The organism is Leptolyngbya sp. FACHB-8 (genome assembly GCF_014695575.1).
In the GTDB taxonomy this organism is placed as follows: Bacteria; Cyanobacteriota; Cyanobacteriia; order Elainellales; family Elainellaceae; genus Vacuolonema.
This window is the reverse complement of record NZ_JACJOO010000042.1, coordinates 1-12358: the sequence shown is the minus strand read 5'-3', so window position 1 is coordinate 12358 and position 12358 is coordinate 1. Positions and strand designations below refer to the sequence as shown.

The window sequence follows — 12358 nt, the reverse complement described above, 5'->3', positions numbered from 1 at the left end:
GTTAAGCTGCTCAGCGATTCATGCCCTTGAAAACGAATTCGTGGAGGGCTACTCCATTACTGAGCTACAGGAGCAGACAGCAAGTTGTTCTGAATCATCTCGCGATACTGGCTCTTCTGCTTAACACCCAGCATCTGTCCAACAAGCCCTTTGTCTTTAAAGAACTGAATGGTTGGCGTACCCGTGATACCGGCAGAAGCCGCAATATCTGGATCTTCAACAATATCCACTTCAACGTAGTGAATCTTGCCCTCGAACTCGTTCACCACCTTTTCCAAAATGGGCTTCAGCGTGTGACAAGGGCCACAGGTCGGGGAGGAGTACTTGACGACAATCAGGCGATCGCTATCGTGATACAACTTCCGCAGCGCATACCCGCCCACATGGTGGGTACGATTAATGTCAAACTCTACGACCTGCTCAGATTCCGTCTTAGGATCTTCTTCACAGGGCTCCTCAGCCGCCTCAGGCTGATGGAATTCTTGAATCAGTTCATGCTCGGAGAGCCAGCGCTCCGCCAGCAGGGCGGCCATACAGCCTGTCCCCGCCGCAGTAATCGCCTGACGGTACTCATGATCCTGGACGTCGCCACAGGCATAGATACCCGGTACATTCGTCTGCACGTCATGTTGGGTCACGATATAGCCCACATCATCCAGGTTTAACTGGCCCTTGAACAGGCTCGTATTGGGAGTGTGGCCAATGGCGTAGAACAGGCCTCGTACAGGCAACTCCGTAACTTCATCTGTTTGGCTATTGCGGACCTGCAGACCTGTCATCAGTTCACCATTACCCACCACATCAACCGCTTCGGTGTACCAGTGAACGGTGATTTTAGGATTAAACAACACACGGTCCTGCATCGCTTTGCTGGCCCGCATGCGATCGCTCCGTACCAACAGATGCACATGGGAACCGTACTTGGTCAGGTATAGAGCTTCTTCCGCCGCCGTGTCTCCGCCACCAATAACAGCCAGTTCCTCATTTTTGAACATGGGGATCGCACCATCACAAATGGCGCAGGCCGAAACGCCCCGGTTCCAATATTCCTTCTCGCTGGGCAAGTGCAGCCGCTTCGCCGTAGCTCCTGTAGCGATAATGACGCTGTGGGCGTGCACCTCGCGCTCCTCCGAGCGAATGACAAAGGGACGCTGGCTGAAGTCGACATGAGTGACATCTTCAGTCACCAGTTCTGCGCCCCAGCGCACCGCCTGGGCTTTCATATTTTGCATCAGTTCCGGCCCCGTGATGCCATTGGGAAAACCGGGAAAATTTTCCACCTCAGTGGTCGTCATCAGCTGCCCACCGGGTAGCCCGCCTGCCTGAAACCCCTCAAACATAAATGGTTTCAAGTTCGCCCGTGCTGCATAAATGGCCGCTGTATAACCCGCTGGCCCAGAGCCGATGATGACAACGTTCTCAATCGTTGGGGATGACATCTTCAGACAAACTCATAACGACTACGCTTAAATCAGTATAACCGGAGGGAGAGAAATTGTGAACGAGTGATTTGGGTCAGAAAGAGAGGATTACGTCAAACAAAAATTCCCTTGCCCAATTGGACAAGGGAATTTGGAATCAGGAGTTCACCACAGCGCCGTCTTACCTCAGTTTTTGACCTGGAATAATTCCAGGTGGGATTCTTGGCCTTGATTTAAAGTTTCCGAGTACATGCTCGGTATACTGCCATCAAGACATCTCGAGTCCCTTGTGCGTTGAGTTGTAGATCATAAAACGCTATTGGCAGTCACCAACGCCGGAGCAGAACTCTCAACTATTGTAGCGAGTTGGTGGGCGATCGCCAGTAAGTAAATCTGTAGAGATGCTGACCTGATTGGATGGTTTTTCATTCCTCCAAGCGGGGGATGCGATCGCCGTCAGGCTCTACACAAGGCTTTCGGGCCATTGCTTTAGGTGCAATCCTGCCGTATCACTCATGCAAGTCTCTGTCAGTTCACCTGTTCTAAAAAGGGCAAGATAGACTTGGAAAGTTGCTAGCTCTGGGCGACTGAAACTACGCCTGGAACCAGTTTGTCTATGGACAATGGAACCAGTTTGTCTATGGACAATGTGTCCTGGTAAAAGCTGGAGATAAAGGCGGTTTTGCCAGGCTGGGTTCTTGGGCGCGCCCCCAAAACTCAGCATGACAAATACCCCTAGAAAAATCTGGCATGGAACGAGCAGTACGCTCCTGACGATCGTATTTCAGCAAAAACATGATTTCAAAACTCTCTCGATTGAGTCTAATGGTGGCTCTCCTATTGGGCTGCCTGGGCCAGGTGCCCACAGTGGCAGCTCCGGCAACGGTGCAAACGCGAGATGCCAGGGCCTGGGTTAACGTTCGGACCAACCCCAGTACATCTGCGTCTGTTGCTTATATGGGGCGTGGGGGCGATCGCATCGAAACCCTACGGGAAACCCGTGGCAATGATGGCTTTACCTGGCATTATGTTCGATTTGAATCTGGGGCTGAGGGTTGGCTCCGGGGCGACCTGATTCGTCATTTAGCCAGCAATCCCGGCAGTACCATTCAGTCGGGCATCTACTGGGTTGGCCCTCAAGGTATGGGCTTACGGGTTGAAGGTTCGCGTTACCAGTCTTACGACGAGGAAGGAGCACAGCCGTGGCGACCCATATCTGAGCTACGGGCCGTACGTGAGGGAGTTGTCTTCGATGGCTCCCAATACTGGTGCCTCTCGACCTTACCGATGCCGCGTAGTGGACTTGCTACGTGTACAGCCAGCGGTTGGGTACAGGCAGGGCGATAGGATTTCTGTCTGATAAGCAGTTCTAGTACAGCAAAACGAAAGTTTTGTAAGGGGTGAAGGGGTAAAACCCCTTCTTGGGGGCTTCGCCTCCAAACCCCCATGTTGCAAAATTTGGTGTTTGCAACACTAGTTCTGTTTTCAGGGTTGTCTTTCGTACACGAAGCGCACGAAAGACAACCCTTCTAAACTATTTAGGATTGTGGATTCAACACCCTATCATTTTTTGTGGGAGTAGGGGCTAAACGCCCACTCCCGCAAAAAGTTGTTTGATTTGTGTTCCTTAGAACTGGCAATTACTAAGCCTCATCGTGGAATAAGGATAGGCTGGGCGATCGCCCAGACCGATTAACAGTTTGTTACGTGCGCCCTAGAATAAGGGCAGATGGATCGGGTTTCCCTTCCATCCATGCATGACTTCAATCGCCACACCTATGTCTGAATCACAGCCCATATCTGAATCACAGGCTATTCCTGTGCCTACCACCTCCGAGGCCGAAGCTACTCCACATACTGCCCCAGAGCCGCCTCCCAGTTATGTCAAATTAGCCATGCGTAACATGGTTCGCAAAGGTGGAAAGTCCCTGTTCCACTTTGCCCTGACGGCCAGTGGATTGCTATTGCTTTTGGTGGGTCTAGCCTACCTGACGCGATGAGTGAAGTTCATACCCCCCTTCAGGTTGAGTTGAATTTCCAGGCTCCCTTTTTTGGAGACGACGAGGCCGTAAATGACTCCGATAGTGCCGCAGGCCCCATTGAGGAGGAAACCTGGCAACAGTGGTTCGAAGCCTGGCTATCGCATTTACAGATCGATCAATCCCCTATTAATGCCTACGAGCTCAGCCTGCGGCTGACTGATGATGCCGAGATTCAAGAATTGAACGCTAGTTACCGCCAAAAAGACCAGCCTACCGATGTGCTGGCTTTTGCGGCTCTGGAAGTGGATTATCCTCAACCCGAGGAGATGCTGGAGGAGATGCCTTTATACCTGGGCGATGTCGTTATATCCGTGGAAACGGCTCAGCGACAAGCAGAGGAACGAGGACATTCACTGGAACATGAGCTAGTCTGGTTGAGCACTCACGGCCTGCTGCATCTATTGGGATGGGATCATCCGGATGAAGCGAGTTTTCAGAGCATGGTAAAAGAACAAGAAGCCTTGTTACAGACTGTGGGCCTCAAAATTCAGTATGATGACCCCCATGATGAGTGATAGTCTGAACCAAGGATTTCCCTCCAGCTCATTGCCTGCTCAGTGTCCACCCTAAGATGCCATGGATGAGTACGAGGTTTCAGAAAGCACGGGTTCCCGCGGAATTGTCCCAGACGCAACAGAACGTATCGGTGCCCCTATGACACAACAACTCTCGAAAGAGACTCACCCCAATGCTGCTAAATTTGCGAAGCCCAATCGTGACCTGGCCTGGCAAATTGCCCCGAGTCTATTCTTGAGTTTCAAATACGCCTGGTCTGGCATTACTTACGCTTTCTTCACCCAGCGCAATTTTCGAATTCATCTATTAGTGGGAACTCTGGCGATCGCCCTCAGCATCTACCTCGCCCTTAGCCCCATCGAAATTGCCGTCATCGGCCTCACTATCGGTGCCGTCCTCACCATGGAACTGCTCAACACCGCCCTGGAATCGGTGGTGGATTTGACGGTGAAGCAGACTTACCACGAACTGGCTAAAACAGCCAAGGATTGTGCTGCAGGAGCAGTGCTCATCTCAGCTCTGGCCGCTGTGCTAGTTGCAGGTTCGCTGTTATTCCCCCCTCTGCTCCATCGGCTAGACCTGCTTTAATCGAATTCGGGCTTTCGTCAACACTATTTGCCCTTTCTCTGCTGATCTCCTCCACCATGATTCTCGTTATCGACAATTACGACAGCTTTACCTACAATCTGGTGCAATACCTGGGAGAGCTGGGTGCTGAGTTGCCCGTCGCCCAGGATATTCGCGTCTATCGCAACGACCAAATCTCATTGGATGAAATTCGTAGTCTGAAGCCAGATGCGATCGTCATTTCACCAGGGCCGGGTCGCCCAGAAGATGCTGGCATCTCTCCCACAGTCATTCGAGAGTTGGGGCCGACAACCCCTGTTCTGGGCGTTTGCCTGGGGCATCAGGGCATTGGTCTGGTATTTGGCGGAACCATTACCTCAGCCGGTGAACTGATGCATGGTAAAACTTCTCCGATTCATCACACTGGGGTGGGCGTCTTTGCTGGGGTCGAGAACCCGATGCAAGCAACTCGCTACCATAGTCTGGTCATTGAGCGCGAAACCTGCCCGGACGTGCTGGAAATCACAGCCTGGGTAGAAGATGGCACGATTATGGGTGTCCGTCACCGGGAGTTCCCTCACATCCAGGGCGTACAGTTCCACCCAGAGAGCATCTTGACTGAAGCTGGAAAGGAGCTGCTGAGAAACTTCCTTTCTGCAATTCCCAAGGCTCCAGCGCTGGCTGGTATAGGAAGCCGCGAAGTTTAACTCCTTCTTCGTGCTGTTTAGTTCCGCTGGGTGTGTGGTGTGTTTTGCACACCACACACCCAGCGGAACCAAAGTATATGTGACGCGGCTATATTCTGGCACAAGGGGAGGGGCGATCGCCCCTCCCCTGTAGGCTAATAGTTGTTTTGTCCCCTGGCAGACGTTTTGCGCGCTCTGTTCAGGTTCCTGTTGAGGTAGGTATGAAGCGACGCAAGTTTATCCCCTATGCCAGTGCAGGGCTATTTTCCGCCCTGGGTTCTAGTCTGCTGGCTCAAAGAGCTCAGGCTCAGGCTTCCGGTGTGACAATCCAATCTTTAGGGCACACCTGTTTTCTGTTCACAGGGGGCGGCCGTCGCATTCTGGTTAATCCTTTCCGGCCTATTGGTTGTACGGCAGGTTACCGGGCTCCGCGTGTATCTGCTGATCTGGTGATGATTAGCAGCCGCCTATTTGATGAAGGATCACTAGATGGACTACCCGGCAACCCCCGACTTCTAGCTGAAGCCGGTGCTTATGAAATCAATGGGTTGCGAATCCAAGGCATTGGTATTGACCACGATCGCCAGGGTGGCCAGCGTTTTGGCACCAACATCATCTGGCGCTGGGATATGGGCGGGCTCAACATTACGCACCTGGGAGGCGCGGCTGCCCCCATTGAAGTAGAACAACAGATTCTCATTGGCCGTCCGGATGTGTTACTGGTTCCCGTTGGCGGTGGCCCCAAAGCCTATAACGCTGAAGAAGCCCGTCAGGCTATCCAAACTCTCAACCCCCGTATCATCATTCCAACCCAATACCGTACCCAGGCAGCCGATGCTAACGCCTGCGAGATTGCAGGTTTAGATGAATTTCTCAGCGTGATGAGTGGCACACCCGTACAGCGCCGAGGCGATTCTCTATCCGTCTCGTCGGGTAGCTTACCCTCTCAAGGAAGCCGCATTGAGGTATTAAGTTACCCGTTCTAAGGGCTACGGCTTCAACAGTTCGGGTTGTTCTCCTGTTGGTTTGAAAAAAGGAGAGGTGGTGCGATGCACCACCTCTCCTTTTTTCAAACCAACGTTAACCGTCCATAGCGCTGCGGAGAATCAGCTATCCCAACTTGTCTATTTATGGGGGGACTCGCTAGGATTGGGAATCAAGGCCTGGTCTTTATCCTAATCCTGTAGGTTCTACATCTCATGCATCACTCGGAATTTGCTCAGCGACGCGAACAGTTGATGACTCGTATCGGCAAAGGCGTAGCAGTGTTTCGCAGTGCGCCTCTGGCCGTGATGCACAATGATGTGGAATACAACTTTCGGCAAGACAGCGACTTCTTCTATTTAACGGGTTTTGATGAGCCACAAGCCGTCGCTGTGTTAGCTCCTCACCATGAGGAACACAAATTTGTTTTATTTGTACAACCCAAAGACCCCGACAAGGAAACCTGGACTGGTTATCGGGTTGGCGTAGAAGCAGCCAAAGAACGCTTCGGGGCCGATGCTGCCTTTTCCATCGAAGAGTTGGACGAAAAACTATCCGAGTATGTGAAAGGGGCCGATCGCATCTATTATCGATTGGGTCGAGATTCCTCCTTTAACGATAAGCTGCTACGTCTCTGGCAACGGCTTATGGCCACCTATCCCAAGCGCGGCACTGGCCCGATCGCCATTGAAGACCCCGGCCCCATCTTGCATGGAATGCGCCTGTTAAAAAGCCAAGCTGAGCTGGATCTGATGCGTCGCGCCGCGCAAATTGCAGAAGAAGCGCATAATCGAGCGATCGCCTACGCCAAACCGGGCGCTTTCGAATATCAGGTGCAAGCCGAGATTGAACATACTTTCCGGCTTAACGGGGCATCGGGACCGGCCTATCCCTCCATCGTGGCCTCTGGAGCCAATGCCTGCATCCTCCATTACACCGAGAACACGCGTCAGATGCAGGACGGAGAGTTGCTGCTGATTGATGCTGGATGCGCTTACGGCTACTACAACTCGGATATTACTCGCACCTTCCCCGTCAGCGGGCACTTTACTGAGGAACAGCGCATTCTATACAGCATTGTGCTGGAGGCTCAAAAGCAGGCGATCGCTCAGGTGCATCCTGGCAACCCCTACAGCCAAATTCATGACACCGCCGTTAGCGTTATCGTGGATGGCTTACTGGATTTGGGGCTACTCCAAGGAGACAAAGAGGAAATTATCAAAGAGGAGAAGTACAAGCCTTTCTACATGCATCGCACAGGTCACTGGTTGGGGCTGGATGTGCATGATGTTGGCGTCTATCAACATGGTGAAACGCCGCACACTCTGGAATCCGGCCAGGTAACTACGGTGGAGCCCGGTATCTACATCAAGCCCGACATCAAACCTGCCGAAGGACAACCGGACGTACCCGAGCGCTGGCTGGGTATTGGCATCCGCATTGAAGATGATGTGCTGGTTACAGCCGAGGGGTATGATGTGCTGACTGCAGGCGTTCCTAAGGAAATTGAGGATTTAGAGTCCTAAAACCCCTAACCAGTAGGCTATGGGGATTGTGATTATGACGCAGTCCTCATAACCAGTTGAAACTTTTATACCAGCCTTAGAAGTGACGCATTTTGTTATGTGTGGTGGGCTTTGCACACCACACATAACAAAATCCTCTATCGCTCAGCGGTGTATTGAGCTAATACCAGAGGACGTCGGGAGTTTGTTCAAAAGCGGTGCGGATCGAATGCTCCCATTGCTTACGGATGTCTTCGAGGTAGCGATCGCCCGGCTGCAAGGTCAGTTGATGCTTCACGACCAGACTATCCGCTCGATACATCACCAGATTAATCGGCGGCCCAACGGAAATATTGGACTTCATCGTTGAATCAATGGACAGGAGGGCACACTTAGCAGCATCTTCTACCGATGTCTCGTAGGTCAGGATGCGATCCATGATGGGCTTGCCATACTTGGTTTCACCGATCTGGAGAAATGGGGTTTCGCGAGCCGCCTGAATACAATTGCCCTGGCTGTAAATCATATACAGCTCGGTCTGTTCTCCCTGAATTTGCCCGCCCAGCAAAAGAGTACAGGTGTAATCAATACGATCCCGTTCCAACCAGGGCCGCTCAGTCTCCTGGATCTCGCGGATTTTTTTGCCGATGTAGCAGGCAATCTCATACATCGTTAGCAGCGAGTGAACGTTTTCGTTTTCGCCAATTTTTAAGTCCTGATGGAGGGCATGGATAACGGCCTGGGTAATCGAGAGATTGCCTGATGTGCAGATTAAAATAACCCGCTGCCCTGGCACCGATAAGTCAAATAACTTGCGGTAGGTAGAAATATAATCCACCCCAGCATTGGTTCGCGAATCAGCGCCCATGACGAGACCACTGCGGGTCACAATTCCAAGGCAATAGGTCATACGTCTTCACTCAACACCTGTACCAATTCAATATGAAAATGCACCTAATGTTCTACGTCCTGCTTAGGCAGCACCCAGAATATTAGGCACATCTTCATAAGTTATTCTGCATGCGCGATGCACACACAAAATAATTGAAATTGGATGGGAAACCAGAGGTTTTTCATCCAGTAGGAGCCAACCTAGCTAAGGCTTTCAGTCAGATAGCCAGCCGTAGCCTCTACAAGAGCGATCGCATCCTCATACACCATTCGAGTCGGCCCTAGCATTCCAACACTGCCTGCTGAGGTTTCGCCACAGTGATAGATTGCCGAAATTAGCGTGCAACCCTTCATGGGCTCCAGGGGATTTTCAGAACCGATGCGGATCGTGACCCGGCGATCGCTCTGAAGATGAATCGGATCAAAAATCAACTCGCACAGTTGCTCCTGTTCCGACTCCAGTAGATGGACAATGGGCTGAACCTGCTGCACTTCAGCAAATTCAGGCTGACGTCGCAGTACCTCAGCAACCCCCGTTACAAACATCTGTGAGGCAACAGAATCCATTGAGCGCCGATGCATTTCTGAGAGAGCATGACGCATCAGCTCAGCATACTGATCAAATTCACGGCCCAATTCACGCCAATTGAGGGTAGCCGTATCTGTGGGCGAACGGCCTCGTAAATGTTGATTGAGGAAATTGGAAAGCACCTGCAACTCTCGATCCAGCAAGTCAGGATCGGGGGGATTATCCGAAGCTGGCAGATCAATCACAATGGACTGGGTTTCGTAAGAATCCAACACGCCAATCATCATGAGCCGGCCCGGATCTACCTGCACCAGTTGCAGATGGCGCAGGCGAGCCGCTAGAACTCGTGGCATGGTCACCAGGGAAATATAACCACTCAACGTCGAGAGGATTTGAGCGGCCCCTCGCAAGATAGCTTCCAGGCTGTAACCATCTGGTAGCAGCTTGCTAGAAAGAACGCCATCAATTTGACGGGCTACCTGCTCCGATGGCGTTACCAGATGATCCACATACATACGATAACCATTGTCTGAAGGCACCCGCCCCGCCGAGGTGTGGGGCTGAAATAGTAACCCAGACTTTTCCAGGAAGCCCATTACATTACGAATCGTAGCTGGGCTAACGCGGGGCTGAAACTCTTCAACCAGGGCCTCTGAGCCAACAGGCCGCGCCGTTGCAATGTAATGGCGTACTGTTGCTCCTAAGACTCGCTGTTGCCGTTTATTGAGCTGAACCGGAGCATCCATTCGGAAAATCTTAAATAGTTTTTAAGGTCGTGAGCTGATCGTAATTTAGCGCTTCAGGGTTTGTCCATGGGTATCTATGAATACCCTCGTTCTCGATAGAGCCATGAAATTGGTTGGCGTTTCCCTCCAATCTCATGGCTCTATCCAGCAAACCCATCAGTACTGAGGCACAGAGCGATCGACGTAAACAGAGTAGGCATGGATACCCCCCGCAATATTCTTCACATTGCTAAAACCTTGGGACACTAACCACTGGCACATCTGTGCAGAACGCACACCATGGTGGCAGAGCACCAGGGTTTCTTTTTCTGGGCTCAAGCGCTGATTAACGTTTGTAGACCATTCCCCATATTGACTGAGGGGGAGGTTGATGAAGGTGGGGAGTTGGGCGATCGCCAACTCCTCTGGTTCCCGCACATCAATCAGTTGAAGGTCAACTGGGTCTTCTGCTAACCGTTGTGCCAGCTCTTCAACACTGACTTGTCCAAATTCCTGACCTGTCATGACGTTTTCCCCTGGTTTAAATGTCTACTGCCCAAATTCCTGGCGGGCCCTTTCTACCAATTCGGCAGTGACAGTTTCTAATTCTTCATCCCGAGCAATTTGCTCAATTCGAATACGTGCCTGGGCACGAACAAAAAAGGGAATGTTATTGAGCTTTGCCTTAGCGTCAGGCGTCCAAACCGGGTAACTCATATCAAAGTTTTTAATCACAAGCCATTCATGTATTTCCCATCTTAAGGCAAAGCACTACCCCCAGGGGTTGTACACATTTGCCTCCACGCAAGGAACATAACGCGAATGAGGTGTTTTGCTAGATGTGTTTCACACACCTAACAAAATACCGGTATAGAAAAGAGGCCCCCCGAAGGGGACCTCTAAAATGAACCAGAACTAAGGATTAATCCAAATCTGGCATTGCCAATACGGGTTCGGTCTCACGATCGATACCTTTCTCGAAACCAGCGGCAGCAGCCCGAGCACGACCCGCGTGCCACAGGTGACCGACCAGGAAGAAGAAGCCCAGTACGAAGTGAGAGGTCGCCAACCAGGCGCGAGGAGATACATAGTTAACCGAGTTAATTTCGGTTGCTACACCACCCACAGAGTTCAGAGAACCCAGAGGAGCGTGAGTCATGTACTCAGCCGCACGGCGAGCTTGCCAGGGTTGAATATCGTTCTTGATCTTGTCCAGATCCAGACCGTTGGGACCACGGAGGGGCTCCAGCCAGGGACCCTGGAAGTCCCAGAAGCGCATGGTTTCACCACCGAAGATGATTTCACCAGTAGGAGAGCGCATCAGGTACTTACCCAGACCCGTAGGACCTTGAGCAGAACCAACGTTAGCACCCAGACGCTGGTCACGAACCAGGAAGGTCAGAGCTTGCGCTTGAGACGCTTCAGGGCCAGTAGGACCATAGAATTCGCTGGGATAAGCGGTGTTGTTGTACCACACCATACAAGCAGCTACGAAGCCCATCAGGGACAACGCGCCCAAGCTGTAGGAGAGGTAAGCTTCACCAGACCAAACAAAGGCGCGACGCACCCAGCCGAAGGGCTTGGTCAGAACGTGCCATACACCACCAGCGATACAGATGAAGCCCACCCAGATGTGACCACCAATGATGTCTTCCATGCTGTTAACGCTGACAATCCAACCTTCACCACCGAAAGGAGACTTCAGCAGGTAGCCGAAGATGGTCACGGGGTTCAGAGTGGGGTTGGTGATAACGCGAACGTCACCGCCGCCGGGAGCCCAGGTGTCATAAACACCACCAAAGAACATGGCCTTGAACACCAGCAGGAAAGCACCTACACCCAGCAGGATCAGGTGATAACCGATGATGTTGGTCATCTGGTTCTTGTCTTTCCAGTCGTAGCCAAAGAAGCTGGAGTACTCTTCCAAAGTTTCGGGACCACGAACGGCGTGATAGATACCGCCGAGACCGAGAACCGCAGAGGAGATGAGGTGAAGTACACCCACTACGAAGTAAGGGAAAGTATTGATAACTTCACCGCCAGGACCGACACCCCAACCCAGAGTTGCCAGGTGAGGCAGAAGGATGAAGCCCTGCTCATACATGGGCTTTTCGGGGATGAAGTGAGCCACTTCAAACAGGGTCATCGCGCCGGCCCAGAATACGATCAGGCCAGAGTGGGCGACGTGTGCACCCAGTAGTTTGCCAGACAGGTTGATCAGACGAGCATTCCCTGCCCACCAGGCAAACCCGGACGACTCCTGGTCGCGATTTCCTGCGACAACGGCATTACTAGAGAGCGTTACCACGGGGAAGTACCTCTTCGGGGAATACAAAGCTTTCATGGGGCTGATCTTGAGGAGCCATCCAAGCACGGATGCCCTCATTCAGCAGAATGTTCTTGGTGTAGAACGTCTCAAACTCGGGGTCTTCCGCTGCTCGGATTTCCTGCGACACGAAGTCGTAAGCCCGTAAGTTCAGCGCCAGACCAAC

The 12358-nt window shown here is 52.0% G+C and carries 14 protein-coding genes and 1 other RNA gene; 7 read left to right on the top strand and 8 right to left on the bottom strand.

What is annotated here, in order from left to right; translation table 11 throughout:
- Positions 1–56: 56 nt before the first annotated feature.
- Positions 57–1439 carry a thioredoxin-disulfide reductase gene (trxB, locus tag H6F91_RS08980; protein WP_190771148.1) on the bottom strand — a complete coding sequence of 461 codons (1383 nt, stop codon included), beginning with the start codon at positions 1437–1439 and terminating at the stop codon, positions 57–59.
- Between the two features lie 143 nt (positions 1440–1582).
- Positions 1583–1768, bottom strand: a non-coding RNA gene (gene ssrS / locus H6F91_RS08975) — 6S RNA.
- 448 nt (positions 1769–2216) lie between these two features.
- Here ssrS and H6F91_RS08970 point away from each other — a divergent pair.
- From H6F91_RS08970 to H6F91_RS08940, 7 genes are all read left to right on the top strand, one after another.
- A complete protein-coding gene (locus H6F91_RS08970) occupies positions 2217–2768 on the top strand; it encodes an SH3 domain-containing protein (RefSeq protein WP_190789296.1) in 552 nt (183 codons plus the stop codon).
- Positions 2769–3199: 431 nt separating this feature from the next.
- Positions 3200–3421, top strand: coding sequence for a DUF3285 domain-containing protein (locus H6F91_RS08965; protein WP_190771146.1), 222 nt, complete (start codon positions 3200–3202; stop codon positions 3419–3421).
- A complete protein-coding gene (gene ybeY, locus H6F91_RS08960; RefSeq protein ID WP_190771145.1) occupies positions 3418–3978 on the top strand; it encodes an rRNA maturation RNase YbeY in 561 nt (186 codons plus the stop codon). Before H6F91_RS08965 ends, ybeY begins: the two co-directional genes overlap by 4 nt.
- 139 nt (positions 3979–4117) lie before the next feature.
- On the top strand, positions 4118–4567 hold the full coding sequence (locus tag H6F91_RS08955; protein ID WP_190789300.1) for a diacylglycerol kinase family protein: 450 nt from the start codon (positions 4118–4120) through the stop codon (positions 4565–4567).
- A gap of 56 nt (positions 4568–4623) precedes the next feature.
- Positions 4624–5253 carry an aminodeoxychorismate/anthranilate synthase component II gene (locus H6F91_RS08950; protein WP_190771144.1) on the top strand — a complete coding sequence of 210 codons (630 nt, stop codon included), beginning with the start codon at positions 4624–4626 and terminating at the stop codon, positions 5251–5253.
- Positions 5254–5453: 200 nt separating this feature from the next.
- Entirely contained in the window at positions 5454–6218 is a 765-nt protein-coding gene (locus H6F91_RS08945; protein ID WP_190771143.1) for an MBL fold metallo-hydrolase, read from the top strand.
- 213 nt (positions 6219–6431) lie between these two features.
- Entirely contained in the window at positions 6432–7742 is a 1311-nt protein-coding gene (locus H6F91_RS08940; RefSeq protein WP_190771142.1) for an aminopeptidase P N-terminal domain-containing protein, read from the top strand.
- Positions 7743–7902: 160 nt separating this feature from the next.
- On the opposite strand, the gene H6F91_RS08935 is transcribed toward H6F91_RS08940, so the two are convergent.
- From H6F91_RS08935 to H6F91_RS08910, 6 genes are all read right to left on the bottom strand, one after another.
- Positions 7903–8631: a proteasome-type protease gene (locus tag H6F91_RS08935; protein WP_190771141.1), complete on the bottom strand. Its 729-nt coding sequence runs from the start codon at positions 8629–8631 to the stop codon at positions 7903–7905.
- A 182-nt stretch (positions 8632–8813) separates the two neighbouring features.
- A complete protein-coding gene (gene hrcA, locus H6F91_RS08930) occupies positions 8814–9887 on the bottom strand; it encodes a heat-inducible transcriptional repressor HrcA (RefSeq protein ID WP_190771140.1) in 1074 nt (357 codons plus the stop codon).
- Between the two features lie 156 nt (positions 9888–10043).
- Positions 10044–10391 carry a rhodanese-like domain-containing protein gene (locus H6F91_RS08925; protein WP_190771139.1) on the bottom strand — a complete coding sequence of 116 codons (348 nt, stop codon included), beginning with the start codon at positions 10389–10391 and terminating at the stop codon, positions 10044–10046.
- Positions 10392–10415: 24 nt separating this feature from the next.
- A complete protein-coding gene (locus H6F91_RS08920; RefSeq protein WP_190771138.1) occupies positions 10416–10583 on the bottom strand; it encodes a PCP reductase family protein in 168 nt (55 codons plus the stop codon).
- A gap of 205 nt (positions 10584–10788) precedes the next feature.
- Positions 10789–12174, bottom strand: a complete 1386-nt coding sequence (gene psbC, locus H6F91_RS08915) for a photosystem II reaction center protein CP43 (RefSeq protein ID WP_190771137.1) — start codon at positions 12172–12174, stop codon at positions 10789–10791.
- Positions 12158–12358, bottom strand: a 201-nt coding sequence (locus tag H6F91_RS08910) for a photosystem II protein D2 (RefSeq protein WP_190771136.1), incomplete at its 5' end; no start/stop codon positions are given. The genes H6F91_RS08910 and psbC, both read right to left, overlap by 17 nt.